15 protein-coding genes are annotated in these 25,410 nt (G+C 39.3%); 12 read left to right on the forward strand and 3 right to left on the reverse strand.

The features are described 5' to 3' along the window. The 4 genes from LU635_RS00005 to LU635_RS00020 all read left to right on the forward strand — a co-directional run. Positions 1–2,051, forward strand: a 2,051-nt coding sequence (locus LU635_RS00005) for a thrombospondin type 3 repeat-containing protein (RefSeq protein WP_240095135.1), incomplete at its 5' end; no start/stop codon positions are given. Further along, positions 2,048–3,901, forward strand: a complete 1,854-nt coding sequence (locus tag LU635_RS00010) for a right-handed parallel beta-helix repeat-containing protein (protein WP_240095136.1) — start codon at positions 2,048–2,050, stop codon at positions 3,899–3,901. The genes LU635_RS00005 and LU635_RS00010, both read left to right, overlap by 4 nt. 215 nt (positions 3,902–4,116) lie before the next feature. Then, complete coding sequence (locus tag LU635_RS00015) at positions 4,117–4,761, forward strand: pectinesterase family protein (RefSeq protein ID WP_341482101.1); 645 nt, start codon at positions 4,117–4,119, stop codon at positions 4,759–4,761. A gap of 124 nt (positions 4,762–4,885) precedes the next feature. Continuing rightward, positions 4,886–5,815: a DUF6807 family protein gene (locus LU635_RS00020; RefSeq protein ID WP_240095137.1), complete on the forward strand. Its 930-nt coding sequence runs from the start codon at positions 4,886–4,888 to the stop codon at positions 5,813–5,815. An 8-nt stretch (positions 5,816–5,823) separates the two neighbouring features. On the opposite strand, the gene LU635_RS00025 is transcribed toward LU635_RS00020, so the two are convergent. The 3 genes from LU635_RS00025 to LU635_RS00035 are packed head-to-tail and all read right to left on the reverse strand — an operon-like array spanning position 5,824 to position 11,510. After that, positions 5,824–7,605 carry a family 43 glycosylhydrolase gene (locus tag LU635_RS00025; RefSeq protein ID WP_240095138.1) on the reverse strand — a complete coding sequence of 594 codons (1,782 nt, stop codon included), beginning with the start codon at positions 7,603–7,605 and terminating at the stop codon, positions 5,824–5,826. A gap of 5 nt (positions 7,606–7,610) precedes the next feature. Next, positions 7,611–8,750 carry a glycoside hydrolase family 88/105 protein gene (locus LU635_RS00030; protein ID WP_240095139.1) on the reverse strand — a complete coding sequence of 380 codons (1,140 nt, stop codon included), beginning with the start codon at positions 8,748–8,750 and terminating at the stop codon, positions 7,611–7,613. 9 nt (positions 8,751–8,759) lie between these two features. Then, positions 8,760–11,510, reverse strand: a complete 2,751-nt coding sequence (locus LU635_RS00035; protein ID WP_240095140.1) for a glycosyl hydrolase — start codon at positions 11,508–11,510, stop codon at positions 8,760–8,762. Between the two features lie 353 nt (positions 11,511–11,863). On the opposite strand from LU635_RS00035, the gene LU635_RS00040 reads away from it, so the two are divergent. From LU635_RS00040 to LU635_RS00075, 8 genes are all read left to right on the forward strand, one after another. Continuing rightward, a complete protein-coding gene (locus LU635_RS00040; RefSeq protein ID WP_240095141.1) occupies positions 11,864–13,255 on the forward strand; it encodes a sulfatase-like hydrolase/transferase in 1,392 nt (463 codons plus the stop codon). 281 nt (positions 13,256–13,536) lie between these two features. After that, positions 13,537–16,518, forward strand: a complete 2,982-nt coding sequence (locus tag LU635_RS00045; RefSeq protein ID WP_240095142.1) for a SusC/RagA family TonB-linked outer membrane protein — start codon at positions 13,537–13,539, stop codon at positions 16,516–16,518. An 18-nt stretch (positions 16,519–16,536) separates the two neighbouring features. After that, on the forward strand, positions 16,537–18,105 hold the full coding sequence (locus LU635_RS00050) for a RagB/SusD family nutrient uptake outer membrane protein (protein WP_240095143.1): 1,569 nt from the start codon (positions 16,537–16,539) through the stop codon (positions 18,103–18,105). A gap of 158 nt (positions 18,106–18,263) precedes the next feature. Continuing rightward, entirely contained in the window at positions 18,264–19,499 is a 1,236-nt protein-coding gene (locus LU635_RS00055; RefSeq protein ID WP_240095144.1) for a TolB-like translocation protein, read from the forward strand. Positions 19,500–19,520: 21 nt separating this feature from the next. After that, positions 19,521–22,226, forward strand: a complete 2,706-nt coding sequence (locus tag LU635_RS00060) for an exo-rhamnogalacturonan lyase family protein (RefSeq protein WP_240095145.1) — start codon at positions 19,521–19,523, stop codon at positions 22,224–22,226. Positions 22,227–22,262: 36 nt separating this feature from the next. Next, on the forward strand, positions 22,263–23,558 hold the full coding sequence (locus LU635_RS00065; protein WP_240095146.1) for a DUF4861 domain-containing protein: 1,296 nt from the start codon (positions 22,263–22,265) through the stop codon (positions 23,556–23,558). 10 nt (positions 23,559–23,568) lie between these two features. After that, on the forward strand, positions 23,569–24,288 hold the full coding sequence (locus tag LU635_RS00070; RefSeq protein ID WP_240095147.1) for a DUF6250 domain-containing protein: 720 nt from the start codon (positions 23,569–23,571) through the stop codon (positions 24,286–24,288). 10 nt (positions 24,289–24,298) lie between these two features. Next, positions 24,299–25,405 (forward strand): PKD domain-containing protein, encoded by a 1,107-nt coding sequence (locus LU635_RS00075; RefSeq protein ID WP_240095148.1) that lies wholly within the window; start codon positions 24,299–24,301, stop codon positions 25,403–25,405. Positions 25,406–25,410 lie beyond the last annotated feature (5 nt).

Raw genomic sequence — 25,410 nt, forward strand, 5'->3', positions numbered from 1 at the left:
ATACCGGGAAACCTAGTTATTTCAGAATTGTTCGCGAAAGTAAGCCAACGGAACCGGAGCCAACTGATAATCCCGGAGATGTATGGGATTTTGGTGCTGCACAGCTTGACAATTCCCAGTATAATAATCAATTAACTGTAGAAGTTATCAATTCCTGGTATGACGAATCTATTACTCCAGGAAGTTCCGGAAATGTTCTTCCAGATTTTACTGCCGGTGACCTAAGCTGGACAGGTGGTGGAAATGATCGGTTACGAACTGTAAACACCGACCTCACCCGTTATGATGATAATATCAATGATTATGAAGATTTTAAGGGAAGGATCTATGTGAATTCGAGAGGTGCTACAGACAGATACTTCAGCATCGAACTTAATGAAGATGATAGGGTTACCCTTTGGGCTTCTGGCCAGGATGGAAACGGCGAGATACATTTTGAGTACGCTGCAGATCCTGAACTACAGAATGATGTAGTTGAAACCAGTGGGGAACTAAAGGAATTGAACTTTGTGGCTAAGACCAGTGGTACTTATCATATCTATGATGGGGTTGATAAACCAAGTTACTTTAGGATCGTCCGTCAACCGGCATCTTATGTAACTCTTTCTGGAAATGTGGATATAACTGAAGCCCCCGGAATACCTGAAGATTATGCTATAGTATTTTCTATAGAGGAAGGCAAAACCTGGAGTGTGACGCCTACAGATGGGAGCTACTCGCTTGAGTTACCTACAGGTTTTGAATATAGCTTATCCCTGGAAGGAGCCGATGAGTATGTTATTTCCAACGGAACCTCATTAAGTTTAACTGAAAGTACAACCACTCGCGATATAACAATTGAAAAGGTTGAGCTTTATAATGTTACCGGCTCAATCCTTGGGCTTGATGATAAGATTTCTGAACTGGACCTGGATTTTACTTCCAATGCTGCTGAGGCAGTTTATGTGCCGGAAGCTGTTGTGGATACTGAAGCTGGAACATATACAGTTAAACTGGAGCCTAACGTCAATTATACTATAAGTGGAGGCGTTGAAGGTTATTACATTCCAGATAATCAAATTGAAATAACCGGTGAGACAAGCCAGGATATCGTATTTGAAGCCGTACCTGATGGACCATTTGGTGATCTTGACGAGGACGGAATTTTAAATGCTGATGATAATTGTGTGTATACACCTAATCCAGATCAGGCCGATTCAGATGAAAATGGAATTGGGGATGTTTGTGAGGATGATGATGGAGATGGAGTTATCAATTTTGATGATAATTGTCCTGATACTCCTGAAGGAGTGGTAGTTGATGTATTTGGTTGTGAGGTGTTTGATCTTGCAGCAAATAATTACAGTATTATCGCAAATGAAGTGAGCTGTAACGGTTCAGGCGATGGTTCCATAAGTATTACTGCAGCAGATACCAACTATACTTATAATGTAGTGGTTTCCGGACCTTCTGAAGCTTCCGCAAGCCTTTCATCATCTAACGGTTTCTCTTCAGATATTGAAGGTTTGGATGCAGGGACTTATGATGTTTGTATTACTGTTGATGGTCGAGAAGATTATGAACAATGCTTTAGGGTAACAATTGAAGGTCCTACCCCACTTGCAGCCTATTCATCTGTAGATTATGGAAATAATACCGTAGCCTTCACACTTTCAGGAGGAGATCAGTATACCATTGAACATAATGGAAAAATCACCACAACAACCCAATCCAGAATATTTTTGGATCTTGAAAAAGGGAAGAATAAAATAAGTATCAAAGGTGATTCTGAATGCCAGGGTACTGTTTATAAGGAAGTGTTACTTTCTGAAGAGGTAGTGGTATTCCCAAATCCAACCCAGGGTGATCTAAAGGTTTATATCAACGGGGAGGATAGAAATATAGATGTTTCACTTCATGGATTTAATGGTCAGACCTATATCTCAAAGGATATGGAAGTTCCTGAAGATCGAGTAATTAGACTGGATCTAACCACTTATCGAAACGGAGTTTATTTCCTCAATTTGAAATCGGCCCATGTAAGTAAATCTATTAAAGTTATTAAGTCATGAGAAAATACAATCATACATTTTATATAAAGCTACTCCTCATTTTCCTTATTGGAGGCATAACTTTATCATGTTCAGAAGACGATGATGCGGCTATTGCTGTACCGGAAGCACCTGGTGTTGCCAGTCTGGTTCTACCCGCAGACAATACACAATGTGAAGTAGGAGAAGTCGTGGCCAATATGGCTGAAGTCTTTTTCGAATGGGATGAGGCAGCCAATGCTGAAACATACGACCTGGTGATCACCAATTTGGAAACGCAGGAAGTGAAGCAAAGACCTAATCTCAATACCACGGAGATTATGGTTAGACTGGAACGAGGGAATGCTTATTCCTGGAAAGTAATTTCTAAAAATTCCGGTGAAGATGTTGCTGAGTCTGAAGCTTACAGGTTTTATGTGGCAGGACCACCGGGATCGAACAATGTTCCGTTTCCGGCAACCTTAACCACGCCATCTTCGGGAGCAGAGGTTTCACCTGTAGATGGGAAAATCACTCTTGAATGGGAGGCAACCCTGACCGATACAGATGGAGAACCGCTTACATTTACTTTATTTGCCGATACCGTTGACGGTGAACAGGAGCCGCTGGAAGAATGGAAAGGGCTTACCGTGAATTCCATGGAAATAGAAGTTGAGCCAAACAGTATTTATTACTGGCATGTAGAGACCAGTGACGGTCAAAACACTGCTATAAGTAATACTTACTCATTCAGAACCGGTGAAAATACCTCTTCAATTGATGGTAAGATCGTAAGTTCAGAACAGGAAATTCTGGATGCCATTGCTTCCGCCACTGCTGGGGAGAATATTTATATACGTGGAGGAGACTACGTTTTTGATTCAACTATAAAAATTAATGCCAATGGAAGTGATGGCAACATGATTTCCCTGCTGGCTCATCCCGGTGACGACACCAGGCCAAAATTTGATTTCTCATCTATGAGTGAGAATTCTTCAAACAGGGGAATTGAACTAAATGCAAGTTACTGGCATATTAAGGGGATCGATGTGTTCAAGGCCGGCGATAATGGGATGTATATAAGCGGTAATGGAAACCTGATTGAATTCTGTACTTTTTCTGAATGTTCAGATACAGGACTTCAGTTAGGAAGCGGGGCTTCAGAAAATACCATCCTTAACTGCGATTCTTATTTCAATGCCGATTCAACTTTAGAGAATGCTGATGGATTTGCAGCTAAACTGGATGTGGGAACCGGTAATAAGTTCGTAGGCTGTAGAGCCTGGAACAACCTTGATGATGGTTGGGACGGTTACCTGAGAAGTGCCGATAATGTTACTACTACTCATGAAGACTGCTGGTCCATTCAAAACGGATATTTACAGGATGGATCTGTAAGTGGCGGAGACGGAAATGGCTTTAAGACTGGAGGTAGTGATGATAAGGACCTGAAGCATAATGCTATCTATATCAGGTCTATTTCGGTTGGTAACAGGTATGATGGTTTTGATCATAACAGTAACAGAGGGGAAGTGACCCTGTACAATTGTTCTGCATATGATAATGGAACTAATTATGGTTTTGGAAGTACCAACCCGCTTGGCGCGTTGACCATTAAAAATTCTAATGTTCTTGGGGACGTGGGAAGTATCAATGCGACTACACTAGATGTTACCAACAATAGCTGGACCATGGAAGGAGTAGAAGCTACGGTAGATGATTTTGTAAGTATAGATTATTCCGAATTAACCGGACCACGGAAACCTGACGGAAGTCTTCCTGAAGTAAGTTTTTTACATCTGGAAGCAGACAGCGATTTAATAGACAAGGGAGTTGATGTTGGTCTGCCGTATAATGGGTCTGCACCAGACCTGGGGGCATTTGAATATTAATCCTGAAAAAAGAAATTAATCTTAACTAGTCATTTAAAAAAATGCACCATTGAGCTGATCTATAAACGTTTGATGGTGCATTTTGGCTATTTTCTAAAAAGGTATATAAATGCATTATAAACAGAGTCAAAACTGAATCCAGAAACCGGATGGGAATATGGTACTAGTGGATCCTCAGGCACTTATATTTATGGAGACGAATTCTACGCACATACATAACTTTTGAAAACTCGGCGGGACCGGTTGGTCAGGCTCTAGCTATCTATATAGGTGGTGACAAGGCTGTTTTTAATAAATGCCACTTTCTTGGCTGGCAGGATACCATGTATGGAGGTAGGAGTAGGCAATATTTTAAGGATTGCTATATAGAAGGCTCTACCGATTTCATATTTGGACCTTCTACGGCTTTTTTCGATAGTTGCGAACTATTTACTAAAGGCGGGAGTGCTATTACGGCCGCTTCTACCGAAGAATATGTGACCTATGGCTATGTGTTCAAAAATTGTAATATAACCGGGACAGGACCTAATATCACAACCCTTGGAAGACCCTGGAGACCCTATGCAGCGGTTGCTTTTATTAATACTGAAATGTCATCAAGCATAAAACCCGAAGGATGGAATAACTGGGGTAATCCGGACAATGAAGCTACAGCAAGGTATGCTGAATATAGATCTTCTGGTGAAGGAGGTGCCACTTCACAACGTGTGGAATGGGTTGATATACTAACAAAGGAGGAGGCCGATTTGTACACGATTCAGAATGTTTTAGGTACTAAATATAATAATCCCCCAGTTGCTGATGACTGGAATCCTCTTGAGGTTATAGAAGAAACCTCTCAATATGGTAATGATAATTAATCTTTCTATTTTATTTAAAACTGCTAATAGCTTTATTCCAGTGAAATTTTTTATTTAAGGAAATTATATCTTGCCTTCAGAAAATATATTGCTTAAAAAACCGTAGAATTAATAAAAAGGAAAAATGGGTATCATCAAACCAAAAATATTAGTTATAATTTTCCTCTTTTTATCTCATTTACTCGCTATGGCCCAGGAGATGGAATTTGAAGAAAACTCTGATGGAATTGTACTTCTGGAAAACGGGGAACCAAGATATTTTTATCGTACTTCTCCAGTAGATACTGTTAGTCCTTTTGCACGCACAAATTATATACATCCGCTATATGGTTTGGGCGGAGAAATTCTTACAGAAGACTTTCCTATGGACCATCCTCATCACCATGGAATTTTCTGGGCCTGGCACCAGCTTTACGCAAAGGGAAAAAGAATAGCCGATCCATGGCTAAATCAGGGTATTAAGTGGAAGATCCGGGAAACGGAAACTGAAGTAAATAATAGTGAAGCTATACTTTCTTCTCAGGTGCTCTGGCTTCTCGAAGCCACTTCAGAAGCGGTGATAAGAGAAGACCTGCAGATATCATTTGATCGAATCGGGGAAAATATTTTTAGTCTGAATTTCAGAATCAAATTAACCGCATTGGTTGAGGGGATTGCTATAGGAGGTTCTGAGGATGCCAAAGGCTATGGCGGATTTTCGGCCAGGCTTAAATTGCCCGAAGATGTGATGTTCAGTTCGGTAAAAGGTGAAGTTGAACCAATGAATTTACCAGTTCAGGCAGGACCCTGGGTAAATATTTCAGGCCATTTTGATCCGTCTTCCAATGAATCTTCAGCAATTGTAATTATGGGCGACCCCGAAAACTTACCTTCCTATCAGGGATGGATTTTAAGGAGCGCCAGTAGTATGCAAAATCTGGCTTTTCCAGGGAAAAATCCGGTCCCTATTGAAAAAGGTGAGAGCCTAAGCTTTAGAAATCAACTTTTAATCCATCGAAGCTTGTCCAAGACAGAAATAGCCCAATTCTACAGGCAATTCAAAAAAGTTCAATAGAAACCAAACTACTCATTAAGCCTGTCCAGGGTTTCTTCAGAAACTTTAAGAATGCTTCCATGCCTTATTCCGTTTGGAAAACTAATAGTTTTAGAAACATCTTCCCATGTTTTTAGATCTGATGACCTTACGGCTCCGTATTTTTTTTCAGTGTATTTATCAAAAAACACATACCAGTAGTCGCCTATTTTGGCTGCTGTAGGTCCTTCGGCCCAGTAATCCCCTGTAATAGGTTTGCTTACATTTTTATATGGGCCTGCAATTTTTTGTGCGGTCGCTGTGCGGATATTTTTTTGTTCCGGCTCTCTGGTTTCATCTTTCAGAAACATGTAATATTGCCCATTTGCCTTGATGAGACTAGCATCTATGATATTGAAGCCTGGATCGAAAAGAAGCTTTGTAGGACTAAAATTTTTAAAATCTTTTGTGGTTGTATAATACATCCTGTGGTTATAACCGTCATCAGCCTCAATTTGAGTTTCAGGAAATTCACCTCTAATGGTAGTGGCCCAGTAAATCATATATTCATCATTAACATGGTCATAAGTAAGTTCAGGTGCCCAGCAATTCCTTGCCTTTTCTTCATGTTCCATTACAGGGATATATTGTTGCTCAGACCAATTAATTAAATCTTCAGAGGACGCATAGCCAATGCCTTTTTCGGTCCAGCCTACGGTCCATACCATATGATACCTGCCATCACCGCCTTTAATGATGCATGGGTCCCGCATGAGTTTCTCGTTTCCAAGTTGAGGTTTAAGGTAAGATTTATCATTATTAAGGGCTTTCCAATTCAGACCATTTTTACTGTAGGCAAGGTGAAGCCCATCCTCTCCATTTCCTTTAAAATATGAAAAAACAAAGACAGAATCCTGTTCTACAAGCTTATGAACCTGCATCCAGCTTTTAAACGTTTGCGGCCACTCATCGTTTGGCGCCATGGTACCAAGACCGAAACCATGACCTCCTTTTTCATAAATATGTAATTCAGCAGGAACCTTATTATCTTTTGCCGAAAGGAAATATTGAATACTGTTTTCTACAGGCACGGCTTGGTCATCGGTTGCATGTGCCAGAAAAACAGGAGGAGTTTCAGATGAAACATTTAGCTCATTTGAGAATGTATTAATTTGCTCATCAGATGCTTTTTCTCCCAGGAGATTATTTCTGGAGCCCATATGAGTGATATCTTTATTCATAGAAATCACCGGGTAAATAAGAGCGGAAAAAGCCGGTCGGGCACTTATTTTATCAGCTTCATAAGTTTCCAGGTCGAATTTTGTAGAAAGCGTTGCAGCAAGATGGCCTCCTGCTGAGAACCCCATCACGCCAATTTTTTCCTTGTCGAGGTTCCATTTTTCGGCATTTCCCCGGATTATTCTCATAGCTTCCTGTGCATCTTGTAAAGGCCCGATCGCTTTATTTTCCATAATTTCATCACTGGGCATTCGATACTTTAAAACAAAGCCGGTTACTCCAAGAGACTTTAGCCACCTGGCCACTTTGAAACCTTCTTTTTCAATAGCCAAATGTCCATATCCGCCGCCAGGCAATATGAGAACAGCTGTTCCATTGGGATTTTCAGGAGAAAAAACACTTATTTCAGGTTGGGTCACCTTACTGGTGCCAGTAAGCACTCCGTTTCTCATCACCGGTTGCTCCTGGTAATTTTTAGCTGATATAGCACCCGGGATTTTATCTGGCCATACTGGAAGAACTTCCTCCTGGGAAAAAAACAAATTACATTGAAACAGAATAATTACTATAACTAGAAGTCTTTTATAATCCATATCTTTTAATAAAAGCCGTTTTCAAGTTTATAAACTTCACTTCCTGCTAACAGGAAACATCCTAAACCATAATCTTCAAAATCAGGTACTTTATCGTAAGATAGTGGCTGTCCATCTTTTGGCTCTTTTCCTGTTGATTGCAGATAGCCTAAAAAACCGTTGTCATGAAGACCCTTTTCTGTCATTGCCCTCCAGCCTTTTTCAATAACCGGTAAATATTTCCCTTTGTCCAGGAGATCATTATTAACACCGTAAGCCATAGCATAAACGAATAATGCGGTTCCTGATAACTCCGGTCCGCCAAAATGATTTTCATCGTGTAGACTAACATTCCAAAATCCATCTTCACGCTGAACTTCAGTAAGGGCCTCAGCCATTGTTCTCAGATCATCGATATACTGGTCTCTGTGAGGTGCATCTTCAGGGATGATTGAAAGTACTCTGGCCAGAGCGCCGGCTACCCAGCCATTTCCACGGCTCCAATAACTATCTTCACCATTAGGTTCGGTATAGGGAGGGTCAAAATCGGCATCACGCCACCATAATCCGTCTTCTTCATTGAACAATCCTTTTTCGCCTTCCTTATTACGAGTGTACATATACATTTCATACATCTTCTGGAAGTAACGAGGATCCTTTTCCAGAACTCCCATTTTAGAAAAAACTGGCATTCCCATCTGGATGGCATCTATCCAGTCCCAGTCGCCATTTTGTGGGGTATGCAGGAATTTCTGCATACAAGCCCTGGTATTTTTCAGCTTTTCTGAATCAGGTTCCAGATTATAAAGATCAATATAGGTTTGCGCCGCACAGTAGTCATCCGCATTTCTGGTTTCGTTACCACTGCGGAAGCCCCAGTCATGAAAATTTGCCCAATCTAATGCATACTGGTAATACTCCTTTTTGGGATAAATTTCATGAAGCGCCATTAAGCCTTCGTAGTAAACAGCGCGTGTCCAGATGTTGCTGGGACGCTCTTTATTGGTAATGATTGTTTTGCCTACATCAGGCCATTTTTGCATAAAGTAATTATTGGCCAGTTGCATTTGTTTTAAAACTTGTGTACGGTCAAAACTTTCCTGTGCAATAATAATGCTGGAAAAACTCAGTAAAAAGGTAAAAACTATAAATGATTTTGCTTTCATGTTTAAATATTAATTCTGTTTAATGAGAGGGGTTAAGGTTACTGGTCCTAATAATCCTGAAGGAGTAGGAGACCATTTAGTTGCATCAAATTTTTTATAATCCTTATCTACCATATTTATTTCATAAAAAATCTTCCATTCTTCACCTCTTTGCTCCAGGTTTCTGAGGCGGTTTGCAGCAAGATTAGTGACCTCAACGCGAATGCTGTTCTCTCCCGGTTTTAATTCATCTATTCTAAGCTGAAAGGGATTAGACCAGGCCGTTCCTATAAATTTTTCATTAATCCATACTTTAGCACTTTCCCGCACATCCCCAAGCTCAAGAAGCCATGCATCTGCATTTGAGTCCGGTTTTTCAAATTTTGAAGTGTAGGCTGCTGTTCCTGAAAAGGCTTCTGCTGTTTCGCTCATTTCAACCCAGGATTCAGGTTTCTCTATTGTAGTATTTTCTGGTAAATTTGGTCCGCCTTTTAAAAATTCTATATTCCAGGAATTATCAATCTCATATTTTACTGCCGATGTTTCATAATATGGCCATTCTACCAGATCTTCCGCAGGATCTGTTATAAAAAATATAGATTCGCCAGGCAAGATTTTTGCTTTTACACTAATTCCGTTTTTCAGGTCCTGTAATTCAGCCAGGCCCTTTTCGCCGGTTTCTGGATTAAAAATTGCAACCACTTCTGAATTTACATTTAGGGGAAGGTATCCGTTAAAGGCTTTTGAAGTATGATTAACAACAAAATAGATTGTCTGGCTGTCTTTTTTTCTTCTAATAAATTTTAAGCCGGTCTCTACAAGGGTTTCAGGATAAATATTTATTTTTTTCAGGGCTGAAACAACATCTGTATCAGGTCTCGTCAGGTTTTGATTGGAGTTGATAAGTTGTTTAAGTTCTTTGTTTTTTGATTCGAACTGAAAAAGTCCAGGCACAGACTCCGGAATGCCTTTAAAAATGATACTTCCTCCTTTTTTTTTTAACTGAAGCAGTTTTTGTAGAGTTTCCAGAGGCATCTTATCTGAGGCCGGAACTACAATACTTTTATAACTACCTCCCGGAAGTTGAATTTTACCATTTTGCACGGTGGCCTTTTCTATAAAATCATCAGAAATAAAATCCAGGCTATAACCCTTTTTCATCAGATCTGTGGCGGTGGTATAGAAGTCCCTTCCATGTAACCATTCATTTAGGGAATGGATTTTAAACTGGAAAAAGAGCGAACCGTCTAAATAATCATCCCAAACATCATAAATCGGCCAGTAAAGCAGTAAATCGTTATCCGGTTTTCCAGATTGAAGCAGGGTCTGGCAATTAGTTAGATAAGAAAACATTGCCGGTGCATCTTCCCATATGGTATTTATGGGAGAAAAATTAACGGAGGCATAAAACTTCCATCCCGGCCATTCGGCCCTTTCGGGAGAATAAGTGGTGCCGTGAAAGAAGATATGGTTTATCCCGTTTAATAGTAATTCTTCCGCTTCAGGTTTGGTTTGCGATAGGGCGGTTTTAAAATGGTCACGTAACCAGGTGAAACTCTCGGAGGATGTTAATGGTTTGCCTGATATATTTGCTGCAGAGGATGAGAATTTTAGCATTACCGGGTCGGCATCCCCCTCCCGGATATTGTTCGCTTCTCTCCGAAGTCCTGGAATATCAAAAGGCATGGATCCAAAAGTTTCACACTCGGGAATATCTGCCCCGGCATAAAGGTCAATGAGGTTGCCGGGTGAACCGTGAGCCTGCAGCCTGGTTTTTAGATTTTTTTTGTTTGCCCATTCTGTCCAATCTTCTTCAAAATTGTAAAGCAGCAATTCTGATATGGTCTGGCGGTAATCACTCCTTACCCGGCTTGCTTTTTCATTATTTTTTTCTTTACTAATTAGCAAAGGCAAGAATGGCTTAAGATCATATCCACGCCTATTTTTAAATTCCTCAAAGAATTGGGGCGTGAAATCTGTATCATATACTTCGTAACTGTCATTAAATACTGCCCTGGGCTTATTATCCAAATGCTTAAAAGCCTCATTATAAGGCTCAATATAATCCCGAAAAGCCTCGCTGGAATAGTGGTCTAATGTAAAACCCTGACCACCAGGAGCCGCTCTTTTTACTTTTTGTCCGGTTTTACCTGCAAACACGGCGTATATAACGTAATTATCTTTTTTTGCTTTCCAGTTAAGATGATTATCTTTAGTTAATATAGAAGAGAGGTCTTTATATGAGCCTTCATTGCCGTAGGCCAGTACATACAAAAGATCTGCAGGTTGTTTCTCTTTAGTGGTATCGGGAATAATTTTTTGTTTTAAACGCCTACCTTTTTGCAATTCATATTTTCTCACCACAAGTTTTGTAGCAGCATATTCTCTTTCTACCTGTGGCCCGCCATATGGCCAGCCAGTTCCAAGGACCATGTCCACTCCCATTTCAAGACTGTCTGCCACATGAATCGTATGGTCTACAATATCCAGCCATTCCGGGGATAAATGGTCTAAAAAATTTTCTTCTTCTCCTTTCACACCATAGATGGGTGTGATCTCAACCCCACCAATCCCTGCGCTATCTAGAGCAATAAGATTCGTTCTTATGTTTTCCTTATCTACGGCATTACCCATCCACCACCAGCGGGTCCAGGGCTTTTTTATATGGGTTATTTCAGAAAGTTTTTTATTAGGAGGTTCCTGACAATTATAATTTTGAAAACACAAAATACTTAAAGCTAAAAAGGAAATAAACTTTTTATGAAAAGTTCGAAGTTTCATACTGGCTTGAAATTTTTACGGGATTTAATCAAAAGGACTAATTTTGGCTTCTTAAAACTATAGCATTTTTCTAATCTTTTCAGAGATTCCTGATCTAAACATCTTGAATTAGGAGAGAAAATTATCAGAAATATGGATATTTTGTATCCTGTGCCGTCCTGTTAACCCTTCATATTTACATTCTTTTACGTAGCCGGCTAAACAGTTCTCACAGTAAAGTACAGGATGCTAACCAAAAGATGCCACTGTAAATTTAGATGTGAAAACTGAAATCCAGGATATTTCCTTAATGATATAGTAATTAAAATGCTTTTACCTTTTGAGAAAAGCATAAAGATGAAATTAAGAGACTCATGAAAAATTCACAATTTTACCTTAAGTTCATAATTTTCTTAATTCTCCTGGCAGGTGTGGGGTGTGAAGGTTCCAGTAAGGAGGAGAGTAAAGTTAGGAGTGATTCCAAGCCAAACGTAATTTTAATCATTGCCGATGACGCAGGCTGGAATGATGTCGGCTATCACGGTTCAGAGATTAAGACACCAAATATTGATAATCTTGCAAAAAACGGAGTTCAGCTTAACCGGTTTTATGTTTATCCCACCTGTTCTCCTACCAGGGCAAGTCTTATAACCGGTTTGCCAGCCAGCCGACTGGGAATTGTTGCGCCTATAAGTGGGAGAAGTGAAATGACTCTCCCTGATAGTATCAGGACGCTGCCCCAAATTTTACAAAGGGGAGGTTATTCTACAGCTCTATTAGGGAAATGGCATTTAGGTTTAAAAGCGAAGAGCGGTCCAAGTGCCTATGGTTTTGATTATTCCTATGGGTTTTTACATGGTCAGATTGATCAATACGAACATACTTATAAAAACGGTGATTCCAGTTGGCATAGGAATGGTAGTTTTATAACAGAAGAAGGCCATGTGACTGATTTATTAGGTGCGGAAGCAATTGAATGGATTGACCGGAAAAGTTCGGATTCCTCGCCTTTCTTTTTGCAATTGGCTTATAGTGCTCCTCATGTTCCATTGCAAGAACCTAAAAAGTGGAGAGAGATATATCGACAGATAGTTACAGATAGTTCACGTCTAGATTATGCGGCGGCAATGACCCATATGGATCAATCAATCGGCAATGTACTTCAAAAAATTCAGGAGGAAAATCTGGAAGATGATACCATCATAATTTTTATAAGTGATAATGGTGCTCAGAAAAACTGGTATCCGGATACACAGTATAATGGAAGGTTTGGTCCTAATCCAACTTTGGGAAGTAATTATCCATTTAGAGATTATAAAACTTCAAATTATGAAGGAGGCATAAGAGTACCTGCACTAATCTACTGGAAGAATCACTTATCCAGCGGGATTAACAATAACTATATCTCTGTAATTGATTTAATGCCTACAATATTATATATGACGGGTATTCAATCCTCGGTTCCATATGGAGAGGGTACAAATATGTGGAATTCTATTGCTGACAAAAAAAACATACCGAATACTATATACACTCGTGGCCATCTTCAGGAAAGTATAATAAAGAATCCCTGGAAACTTATCAGGACCAGACACCTTGAAGGACCTTCAGATTTTGAATTATACAATATTGAAAAAGATCCGGAAGAACAAAAAAACAGGATCAGTGAAAATCCTGAAATATTTAGTAAGCTTAAAGATCTGATGCAAAAGCAATTCACTTTGGATCCTCAAGAGGTAAATGTAGGATTGGGAATTACCAATTAACAAGTAGTTGCCGCCTTCACTTAAAAACTAAATTTATCTTAATTAAGGCGATCAAAATTAATCAAAAACTTAAAATATTAAGACTTATCCAGTACAGTACAGGATACTTAAAATGACATTCCTGAATATATTTGATTGAAATTCTTATTAGCGCAATCGATTGAAATTTCAGGGTTACAAACTTTCGATTAGAATAGACTTCACATCGTATATAAGGACCTGGCTAAAAAAGTGTTAATAGAGAATTAATAAAATTGGAAAGGCTAACTAAAAATTAAATTATGAATCAAAACAAGATTTCTTTTAAGACTTTGGCGTGTTTTCTCACCATGGTCTTTTTCTTAAGCGGATATGCTCAGGAGAGCACAGTGACTGGAACAGTCATTTCTGCTGATGGAGTTCCTTTACCTGGAGTGAACGTTATTCAAAAAGGGACTTCCAACGGTGTGGTTACCGATTTTGATGGAAATTATTCAATTAATCTCGAAGCAGATGCAACACAGGTTCTGGTTTTTTCTTTTATCGGATTTCAAACCCTTGAAGAACCTGTGAATAACCGATCAACTGTTAACGTGACCTTGCAAGATGGTAGTGAATTGGATGAAGTGGTGGTGATAGGTTATGGTACGCAAAGAAGGAGTGATGTAACGGGTGCTATATCTTCTATTGGTGCTGAAAGTATTCAGGATGCACCACCCGTTGCACCAGAACAAATTTTACAAGGTAAAGTAACAGGGGTCAATATCGTTCAGAATAGTGGGCAGCCTGGATCTGGTTCAACAGTGAGAATTAGAGGTATTAGTTCTATTTCTGCTGGTAATAATCCTTTATACGTAGTAGATGGGGTTCCTTTGCAGTTCGGGAGTGCCAATAACACGGTGCAATTGGGTCCTCAGGGCGGAACTACTGCATTCTCTAATGAAGTTGCAAACCCGTTAAATATTATAAACCCTGCAGATATTCAAAGTATAGATGTTTTGAAAGATGCTTCTGCAACTGCAATTTACGGTTCAAGGGGTGCAAATGGAGTTATTATTATAACTACAAAAAATAAGGAGGGACTTGATGAAACACTTTCCTATGATAACTATTTCGGGGTGGCAAATGTGAGGGAAACCTTACCATTCTTATCTGCAGAGCAGTATAGGAATTATGCCGAAAGTATTAATGAACCATATCCTGACCTTGGAGCTAATACAAACTGGCAGGAAGAAATATTCAGGTCGGCTTTTACGCAGAATCATAATCTTTCTTTCTCTGGCGGGTCGCAGACTACAAAATTCAGGGCTTCTTTTGGATATACTTCTCAAGAAGGTGTCATTCTTTCGAATGAACTGGAAAAATATACTGGAAGATTTAACGGTACTCATAGGGCTTTAGACGGAAGACTTCGAATAGGGGTTAACATGACTTATGCTAATCTTATTGATGATAAGGTTGCCATTTCATCAAGTATAAATAATGAAGGTGGGAATATTTTAAAAGATGCCTTAAGATGGGCGCCAACCCTACCGGTATACAATGACGACGGTAGTTTTTATCAGGTAGGGGAATTGAGGATTAACCCGGTTTCCTGGGTAGAAGTGGAAGACCTTAACAAGACTGATTATTTTATAGGTAATACAGATGTGAAATTTGATATAATCGAAGACCTGACATTTGGGTTAAATCTAGGATACTCTAATGAAAGAGTAGATAGATATACTCTTGCACCTGAAACTCATCCTTCTGCAGAATCTGAAGGAGGTCGGGCCTCAATCAGTAAATTTAAAAATACCACTGCATTAATTGAGACTACACTTAATTATGACAAACAAATCAATGAGGATAATTATCTAAGTATGTTGGTGGGTTATTCCTTTCAAAGGTTTCAGAATGAAAACACATTTACTCAGGCGAATCAGTTTGTTTCCACAGCAACAAAATGGAATTTAATTCAATCAGGAAACACACTGGCGAATACATCTTTTAAAGACGCAAACAGATTGGCATCTTATTATGGGAGGGTTAACTATAAACTAAAAGATAGATACCTTCTTACTTTTACTTTAAGGAGAGATGGTTCAAGCAGGTTTGGACCAAATAACCGTTGGGGTACATTTCCTTCTGGAGCCTTTGCATATAATATTTCAAATGAAGAATTTATGGAGGACAGTAAAGTTAGTAATCTTAAATTCAGATTGGGTTATGGTATAACTGGTAACCAGGAGATACCTAATAATTTATATAGAGAGCAACTTTCTATTGCTGGATCCAGCGTGTATGTTTTTGGAGGTCAAGCTATTCCTAGTGTATTGCCTACTAATTATGCAAACCCCAATTTACAATGGGAAGAAACCAGTCAATTAAATGTCGGTGTTGATTTCGGATTTTTCGATCAGAGGCTAACAGGTACTATGGATTATTATCAAAAGAAAACAGATAATTTATTACTGAACTTTTCTACAGCTGCTCCATCTGTGGTTTCTTCTCAATGGGCGAACGTTGGTGAAGTAGAAAATAAAGGTTTTGAATTTGGAGTAACCGGAGACATTGTTGAATCAGATAATTTTTCTTGGACTTCTAATTTGAACTTTTCAACCAACGAAAATGAGGTAATTAGTCTTTCTAATGAAAACTTTCAAAGAGATGAAATCAGAACAGTAGATGGTTCTGGTGTAGTTGGTTTTCAAACTGGGATCCAGATTATTAGACCAGGATTACCTATCGGATCATTTTACGGAAGAAAGTTTACTGGATTGGATAGTGAGGGAATGGAAACCTTTCTTGACGAAGACGGAGATGGTGAAGCAGATCTTCTTGTTATAGGAAATGCAAACCCCGATCTCGTTTATGGATTTAATAATAATTTCAGATATAAACAATTTGATGCCGCTGTAAATATTCGTGGGGTATTAGGAAATGATATTTATAATAATACGGCTGCAGAATTTTCATATCCAGTTTCAGCACCCGGCCTTAATGTACTTGAATCGGCCCTTACGAATGGATTAAGCAGAGACGAACAGGCAGAGTTTTCTTCCAGATGGTTAGAGGATGGAAGCTATCTAAGACTGGATAATCTGAGTGTGGGATATACTTTTAAAACTGAGAATATCTCTCTGTTGAAAAAAGCTAGAATTTATGTTACCGGTAAAAACCTTTTTGTGATAACCGATTATTCCGGGTATGATCCTGAGGTTAATACAAGAGCGGTTGGAGTAGATTATCTGGCTTATCCAAGACCTACCACATATTTAATTGGAGGTAGTGTAACATTTTAATAAAATATTGAAGAGATTATGAAAGCAATTAAAACTAAATTTAGAATAAAGGTGATCGCGGCCCTGAGTATGGCCATGCTCGTTCTAGGTTCTTGTTCTCTTGAGGAGGAAACCTATTCAATCTACACACCAGAAAGTTTTTACTCTAATGATTTTCAAGTATTATCATCTCTTTCTGGAATATATCGAAATTTTGCGGGTATTACCGGAATGGGAGTGGAATACCGTACCCTCGAATTGTCAGCAGATCAGGTTGTTGTGCAGGCAAAGATCCAAGGCTGGTGGGGAGGTGATAATTTCTGGCAGCTTATGGAACATGACTGGAACCCCGATCACGCATATATATCAGGTACCTGGGATACCTTTTTTGAAACAGTGGGGCAAACAAATGCGCTTCTAAGCTCTTTAGAGGATTCTTCTTTAGACGTTACAGGGCCTATAGGGGAACTAAGAGCTTTAAGAGCATATGCCTACTTTTTTCTAATGGATCTTTTTGGGAACGTACCAATATTTACAGAACCAAAAGTTGACCCTCTAAATTTACCAACACAAAACTCCCGTACTGAAGTTTTTGAATTCGTAACTTCAGAACTCAAGGCAGCTGCCGAAGCACTTCCTTCAAAATCTGAAGCCGGAAGTGATTATTATGGAAGATTAACTAAAGAAGCAGCCTGGTCTTTATTGGCGACAATTTACCTGAATGCTGAAGTATATACCGGTACTCCAATGTACGCCGAGGCAGAAGAATATGCCGATAAAGTTATAAACTCAGGTTCCTACAGTCTTTTACCTAACTTCTTTGATAATTTTGTACCTGATAATCAAAATAATGCTGAATTCATTTTCGGTGCAGTTTATACTCCGGAAGTGGCTGGAGGGATTGGACACCCGCTGGTTCAAAAAGTACTTCCGGGAATTTCTGGAGGTCTATTTGGATTGCCTTATACACCGCAAAACGGATTTGCTACAAGACCATCTATCTATAACGCCTATACAGATCAGGATGTAAGAAAAGATGTATTTATAGGCTATGGTCCCTTGATTGACCCTCGAAATGGAGAAACGGTAATGGTAGAAAGAATTGTTCCTGATAATAATTCTGCATTATATGTGCCAGGAGTTTCTACTGAAGGACCGGTGCCTTATGAGATAATTCCAGCTACCGGTATTAGAAGCCAGCCAATGAATGCTGGTATAAAATGGATTAAATGGCAGATAGACCCTAACACTCAGGGAGGAAACGCAGGTAATGATATTGCTTTTATCAGATATGCGGATATTCTTTTAATCAAAGCTGAAGCTATGGCGCGCCAGGGAGATCTTGAAGGTGCCAAAGCATATGTTAATATGGTTAGAGAACGAAGTAATGCTGAAGCTTTTACTTCAATTACCCTGGAAGATATTCTTGAAGAAAGAAATAGGGAATTAGCATTTGAGATGACCAGAAGAAGAGACCTGATAAGGTTTGGGGAATTCACTGAAGCCTGGGAATGGAAACCAGCTTCAGAGCCTTTTAGAACTTTATACCCAATACCACAAAGAGCTATAAATGCCAACCCTAACTTAGAACAGAATCCTGGCTACTAAATTTCTTGAATTAGTTTAATATAGTTTAGTTGAATTGTGAAAAGGGGCTGTGGATTATCATGGCCCTTTTTTATTGAAAAATAAGAATCATGATATCAAAAAAAATAATTAGTAAAATTTACAAGGCTTTTTTATCTAGAAGTAAAAATATATGTTTGGTGATCTTTATTTTTTCCTGCATTCAGCTTAGCTCTGCCCAAACGGTGGAAGGAAGGGATTATTCTTCGAGGGCTAATGTAGACCATACTTTTGATATGGCAGGTGAGGATATCTTTGGACAACGTTTTCCTTCAGAGAATTTCACTTATGAAGATAAGGCTACAGGAGTCAAAATAAATGCGCTTACTACCTCCAGGCATAGTAGTTCCAAAATGTATCAAACGCATCCACAATGGACGTCAGATGGAAGATATATTGTGTTTTCTTCAAATAGGACTGCCCGTGAAGGCAGGGGCCGTCAGTATTATGCCATATCTATGGATGATTATGAGATCGTCCAGATCACAACCGGTGATAGATCCAGGAGTTTCCATTTAGGCTGGAAAAGTGGGAATGCTTATTTCATTGATAATAATAATATTATAGAACTGGATCTGGATCGCTTGCTGGCGGATAGTGAAAAACAATCGGTGGGTCTGCCCGGAGAATATGAGAAAATTATTGCCAGTATACCGCTAGATATAGATCCCTCAGGAATAGGATTGGATGCTGAAGAAGATAGGGTCTTTTATTCTACCAGAATTGATGAAAATACTTCGGCCATTTACAGTACTGAGTTCAGTTCTGGAAAAACCATAAAATTAAAAGAAGTACCTTTTCGCATAGGTCACCTGCAGGCTAACCCTTATGTATCGGGTGAAATGATGTATTGCTGGGAAACAGGAGGTGATTCGCCACAAAGGATATGGTACTTAAGTGTAGGTGAAAACGGTGAGATTAATAACAGGCCACTTTTCGAGGAATCTGAATCCGATTGGGTTACTCATGAAGTTTTCATGGGACCAGATCATGTGGCTTTTAACGTGATGGGGCATCTGGACCGGCTTAAAAAAAACAGAACGGGTATTTTTTCCCTGAATTTACGAAATGGTGATTTAAAGTTTCACGGGCAAACTGATGGAGGTGGTTACTGGCATACCAGTGCTACTAAAGATGGTAAATGGATCGCTGGTGATACTTTTGATGGCAGATTATTCCGTATAAATGCAAATGACACTTCAGATGTTACTCTACTTACACAGGGTCACAGATTGTTAAGTAAAAGTCCCTTCTCCGAAGAAGCTCATATGCATCAGTCCGTAAGCCCAGATGGTAGATGGGTACTTATCAATTCAAGTTATTTTACAGATAATGATATCATGTTGGTGCCTTTACACCCTCAAGAAAAGAAATAGTCTTAACTCAATCTCTAACATATGAAAAATGATATCTCCATTCCTTTACTTCTAAAATTTGTTTTGGGTATACTTGTTTTTGGAGCTTTTCAAAATACCTATTCACAGGAAGCCCCTGTTGTAAAATTAGATTGGTTAGGGGAGGATACCTCGGCAATGGCTACAGGAGTAAGCTGGGGAGTTCCTTTTAATAAAGGAATTGTAAAAACCGGAGATTCTTTTAGTTTGAAAGATCCTAAAGGGAGTGAACTTCCAATACAATCTTGGGATCTGGCATACTGGCCAGATGGATCTTTAAAGTGGGTAGGCTTTGCTTCTGTTGTTCAGGCTGGGGACGATGATCTGAGACTGGAGTTGGCCAGTAAACATCATGGTACTGCTAAAAAGACATTGCAGGTTCAGGAGAATCCCACAAACTTTATAATTGATACAGGAGTTTCGGAATTTATGATTCAAAAAAAAGGCGACAGGATGATTGAATCTATTTTCGTAAAAAATAAAAAAATAAGTTCGGGAGGACGTTTAATCTGTATTAAGCAGGAAGGTCCTGATGTAGAAATTGGAACTCCACCAGTTCTAAAGAAATATATAGGAGAAATTTCAAAGGTCTCTGTTGAGCAAAGCGGACCTGTTCGTGCTGTCCTGAAAATTGAAGGAAATCATGAAGGTGAGAACGGGGAAAGTTGGCTGCCATTCGTTGTGAGGCTTTATTTTTATTCCGGTCTGGAATCGGTAAAAATGGTTCACACAATTATCTATGATGGAGACCAGTATAATGATTTTATTCGGGGTCTTGGTGTAAGCTTTGAATTACCTTTGGATGAAGAAATTCATAACAGGCACGTTCGATTTTCAGGTGATAATAAAGGTTTCTGGGATGAGCCAGCGCAACCTGTAAATGGTAGGGTCAAACTGTATCAGGATAGTACAAATCTCTATGAGAAGCAGCTTAAAGGGAAGCGATTGCCTAATAGGGATGAATTTTCAGAACGGAAACAAATCCTGCTAGATCATTGGGCATCTTGGAACGACTTCAAGCTGGTGCAGAACAACGCCGAAGGTTTTGTTATAAAAAAAAGAACTAATGATCAAAGTTCCTGGATAGATGCAGGTGCTGGTGAAAGATCCCGAGGACTCGTATTTGCAGGAGATGTTTCAGGAGGGCTTGCTGTTACTATTAGGAATTTCTGGCAATCTTACCCCAGTGCTCTTGAGGTAAGAAATCTCAAAACTGATAAAGCCGAAATTAGGGCCTGGCTTTGGTCTCCCGAAGGTCCGGCAATGGACTTAAGGCCATATGATACACTTGCGTGGGGGCATTCTCTAGAAGCCAGTTATGAAGATGTGCAACCCGGGCATAGCACTCCGGAAGGGATTGCAAGAACGAGTGAGCTTTTACTCTTTGCAACTCCGGAAGTACCTTCTTTGGAAAAATTAAATGCCATTGCCAAAATGGGGAATAATCCACCGTTGTTAACTGCCTCTCCCCAATATATTCATAGTATCCCTGTTTTTGGAGCATGGAGTTTGCCAGATCACTCATCAAAAGGCAAAATATGGCTTGAGAATCAGTTGAAAAAAGCTTTTGATTTTTACCAGGCCCAGGTGGAACAACGTAACTGGTACGGCTTCTGGGATTATGGGGATGTAATGCATGGTTATGATGAAGATCGTCATGAATGGAAATACGACATGGGTGGTTATGCCTGGGATAATACTGAATTAATGCCCAATATGTGGTTGTGGTATCAATACTTAAGAACAGGAAAGCAAGATGTCTTCCGCATGGCTGAGGCCATGACAAGACATACTGGCGAAGTAGATGTTTATCACGCCGGCCCATTTAAAGGATTAGGATCAAGACATAATGTACTGCACTGGGGAGGAGGAGCTAAGGAAGTTAGGATAGCTCAGGCCGCGCTTGGCAGGTTTTATTATTATCTCACCACAGATGAACGAACCGGAGATTTGATGAGGGAATCAGTAGAAGCTTCAAACAATGCTATAGGAGAACTTGATCCGCTACGGTTGATTTTGGACAAAAGTGAGTACCCTACACATGCAAGAGTGGGGCCCGATTGGCTGGCCCTTGTAGGTAATTGGATGACAGAATGGGAACGTACTGGAGATAATAAATACCGGGATAAGATTTTAACGGGAGTAGAGAGTTTTTCAAAAATGCCATATGGATTCTTTTCAGGAAAAGAAGGTGCGTTCGGTTATGACCCGGAAAGTGCAAAATTGTATCAATTGGAACCAGATCATATTGGAGAATCACATTTATCTGTTTTAATGGGTGGGCCAGAGATCGCTTATGAATTAACGCCGCTGCTTGAAAATAAGAAATGGAGCGAATTGTGGTTGCAATTTAGTAAATTGTACGGTGCACCAGTTGTAGAAGTAAAAAAGGAATTTAATCGTGAAGTTAAATTGGGAGACGTCGCACCATGGTACTCCAGACTTGCTGCCTATTATTATAGTAAAACTGGCAATGAAAAATATGCCCGAAGAGCATGGGAGACTTTTCTCGCGGACAATCCTTGGGGTGATTATACTACTTTTAATTCCACAATATACGATGAACCGGAAAGTCTTGAACCGGTTGATGAGGTGAAAGGTGTATCTACAAATAACACTGCACAATGGTCTTTGAATGCCATTCAACTTTTAGAGCTTGTGGGAGATCAGTTTCCAGAAGATCATCCCCGGTTCAAAGATTCTGAATAATAATATGTATTAAACTGAAAATAAAGATTATTAACAATGAAAAAAACAACAATAGTTGTAATTCTGCTTATTTGCATAATTTCAATTCAATGTAAAGATCAGGAGGGAAAAAATAGAGTAGCAGAATCTAAAGAGGTAATATTGAAAAACCTGTCTCCAGATACCTTATCCAGTAAGCCAGTTGTAATTCAACGATCTCAGCTAAAAATTGAAGATTCTTCCCGGTTTCCGGTTTTGAGCTTTCAGGGTAAAAGAATTCCGATTCAGTTATCTGATAATGATGGGGATAACAATTGGGATGAAATTTTCCTGGTTACCGACTTTGCTCCTGAAGAGACTAAAAATCTTCAATTGGAATGGGTTGATGAAGAGCCGGAATACGAGGTTAAAACCAGTGCTAGATTTGGAAAAAGAGATTCGAAAGATGAGAAAGTAATGCCAGCTACCGAAACCAGCCTTACTAAAGATGAAATGCCGGAAAAACAAGGATTTCAGAAGTATCAAACAGATGGTCCTACATGGGAAAATGATAAGGTTGGGTTCAGGCAATACCTTGATGGAAGATTTTCCAAGGATATTTTTGGAAAAAAAATATCCGATATTTCTCCAGAAGATGTAGGCATTAATGAGGAAGGCGCAGTTGAAGATAATTACCATGTGATGGAAGATTGGGGACGGGATATCCTGGCAGTAGGGAATTCAGTTGGTGTTGGCGGGTTTGGTTTATTCGTTAATGATACGGTTAGACGGCTGGGTGCATTAGTGACCGATACGGTTAGTAATGTCGAAAAAACAGATTTCAAAATCCAGGAAGAAGGACCTGTAAAATCAGTTCTTAAGTACAATTATGAGGACTGGTCTGCAGGTGGTAACTCCTATGATGTTGAAGAATTAACCACAATATGGCCGGGGATTTATGGCTTTAAAAACTCTGTAAGCGTTTCTGGTTTAAAAGGAGAGGAAAAGCTGGCTGTTGGAATGGTTAGTATTAATAATCAAAACCCCGTGAAAGAGGTTGAGATAAATGATGATTGGGTAGCCCTTTTAACTCATGACCATCAAACTTATGAGCGGGAGTGGATTTTAGGGCTCGCTCTAATTCTTCCGAAAGGAAATTATACTGGTTATACAGAAGCACCAAAAGAAGGTAAATTAACCGACTCTTATCTGGCAAAATTGAATATAGAGAATGGTAAACCCGTTGAATATTACGTCATAGCCGGCTGGGAATTAAGCCAGGAAGAACGATTTGCCGATTCTGAATTTTTTGAAGAATATGTCCTGAAAACCGTAAATCAGATTTCTTCGGAAATAGAAGTGGAGGTTAATTAGGATGAAAGGGATGAGAAGATATATCTGGATATTTTGTTTGAGTGTAGTTTGCTTTTTTGTTTCCTGTAAGTCCCAAAACCTTGTGAAGCTGGGAAGTTTTAACGTGGAAAAAAATAGTCTGCTTTACCAGGATTCTTTTGAAAATGGATTGGATAAATGGGTGGTGGAAAAGGAATCGGTCGGCAATTCTGAAGTTTTTACAGAAAATGACAGGTTGATTATTGATGTTGGCGGTGGAGCAACTGTTTGGTTTCATGAAAAAATTGATTCCCCGAATATTCTTATTCAATACGATAGAACAGTGATTATTAATAATGGGGAAAATGACAGGCTTTCAGATCTTAATCAGTTCTGGATGGCCAAAGATCTCGGCAATAAAAATCTATTTACCCGCTCCGGCTCGTTTAGAGAATATGATTCTTTAAGAATGTACTATGCCGGAATAGGAGGAAATAGAAATTCGACAACCAGGTTCAGGAAGTATCATGGTGACGGGGAACGTGAATTAATTCACGATTTGAAAACTGAGAAATATTTGCTTGAACCAAACAAGTCTTATTTTGTTCAGATTTTGGTGTTGGACGGTGTTACAAAAGTTTTTGTGAACGGCGAAGAATACCTCTCCTACCTTGATAAAGATCCCTTAACCGAAGGTTACTTTGGTTTTAGAACCGTACAGTCGCATCAGAAAATTGATGATTTCAAGGTATTTTCTATAAATCAAAAATAAATTTAAGCATATGATGATTAGCCTGCTAACACTAAAAGAGAAGATACTGTCAAATAAATCTTATTACCTGCTTTTATTCTTTCTCTACTCGTTAACCAGCTGGTCACAAGATAACAGAAGCTTCAAAATTTTCCAGTTTCCAGTCGATAAAATTCCAGCAATTAATGGAGATACAAAAGACTGGGATATAGTTCCTGCCAGTTATATAGTTGGTATGGATGAGCTTTGGGAAGATAGCGGAAAGCATAAAGAAGTTGATTCTTCTAATCTGGCTGTACAGGTAACCGTAGGTTGGGTTAAAGGATTGAACAGGTTATACTTTCTTTACGAAGCTTATGATGATTATTGGGATTTTTCGCTGCCAGGACTTCATAATGATACTTTTGAAGTAATTGTAGATGGCGACCAGTCCGGTGGACCATTTATTGATCGTTTTCATCCGAATAGAAACATGGATATCATGGATGCCTTTTATTCTTTCCACGGAGTACATGCTCAGAATTATCATATTTTCACCCCCGCAAAAGGAAAAGACTGGACAATGGTTTGGGGCAGTCAGCCATGGATAAAAGATTTACCCTATTCCAATGCGGCTTACTCTTATGATTTTGAGGCTGGTGGAAATGGGAAGCTAATTCTTGAATTTTGGATCACCCCTTTTGATTATGCCGGCAATGACCCTTCCCGTGCCGTAAAATCTATTCTGAAGGAAAATAAAAACATTGGTCTGTCCTGGGCAGTGATCGATTACGATGATGTGGAGAAAAAGTCTAACAATGGTTTCTGGAATCTTTCAAAAGAGCATACTATGTATGGCAATGCATCCTATGCTTTACCTTTTCAGTTAATGCCACTGGAAGCTCAATTTCAAGCTGATCTATTAGCAGACTGGTCTTTTAAGATTTTAAATATGAGCCGGCGACAGGTAGCCTTTTTTGACAAATCTCATGGAGAGATAACATCTTGGGAATGGGCTTTCGGTGATGGCCGGACTTCAACTGAAAAGAATCCTATTCATACCTATGAAAAAGGCGGAAAATATGTGGTAGTACTTATCGTAAAAGGTCCAGAAGGAGAGTCCCGAAAATCTAAAGTTTGGGATGTTGTAGTGAAATAACACAG

It is taken from the genome of Christiangramia crocea (assembly GCF_022410465.1).
GTDB classification, from domain to species: Bacteria; Bacteroidota; Bacteroidia; order Flavobacteriales; family Flavobacteriaceae; genus Christiangramia; species Christiangramia crocea.

Coding starts and splice junctions, on each gene's coding strand:
- LU635_RS00010 (WP_240095136.1), top strand. CDS start 2,048: ATGAGAAAATACAATCATACATTTTATATAAAGCTACTCCTCATTTTC.
- LU635_RS00020 (WP_240095137.1), top strand. CDS start 4,886: ATGGGTATCATCAAACCAAAAATATTAGTTATAATTTTCCTCTTTTTA.
- LU635_RS00025 (WP_240095138.1), bottom strand. CDS start 7,605: ATGGATTATAAAAGACTTCTAGTTATAGTAATTATTCTGTTTCAATGT.
- LU635_RS00030 (WP_240095139.1), bottom strand. CDS start 8,750: ATGAAAGCAAAATCATTTATAGTTTTTACCTTTTTACTGAGTTTTTCC.
- LU635_RS00035 (WP_240095140.1), bottom strand. CDS start 11,510: ATGAAACTTCGAACTTTTCATAAAAAGTTTATTTCCTTTTTAGCTTTA.
- LU635_RS00040 (WP_240095141.1), top strand. CDS start 11,864: ATGAAAAATTCACAATTTTACCTTAAGTTCATAATTTTCTTAATTCTC.
- LU635_RS00045 (WP_240095142.1), top strand. CDS start 13,537: ATGAATCAAAACAAGATTTCTTTTAAGACTTTGGCGTGTTTTCTCACC.
- LU635_RS00050 (WP_240095143.1), top strand. CDS start 16,537: ATGAAAGCAATTAAAACTAAATTTAGAATAAAGGTGATCGCGGCCCTG.
- LU635_RS00060 (WP_240095145.1), top strand. CDS start 19,521: ATGAAAAATGATATCTCCATTCCTTTACTTCTAAAATTTGTTTTGGGT.
- LU635_RS00065 (WP_240095146.1), top strand. CDS start 22,263: ATGAAAAAAACAACAATAGTTGTAATTCTGCTTATTTGCATAATTTCA.
- LU635_RS00070 (WP_240095147.1), top strand. CDS start 23,569: ATGAGAAGATATATCTGGATATTTTGTTTGAGTGTAGTTTGCTTTTTT.
- LU635_RS00075 (WP_240095148.1), top strand. CDS start 24,299: ATGATGATTAGCCTGCTAACACTAAAAGAGAAGATACTGTCAAATAAA.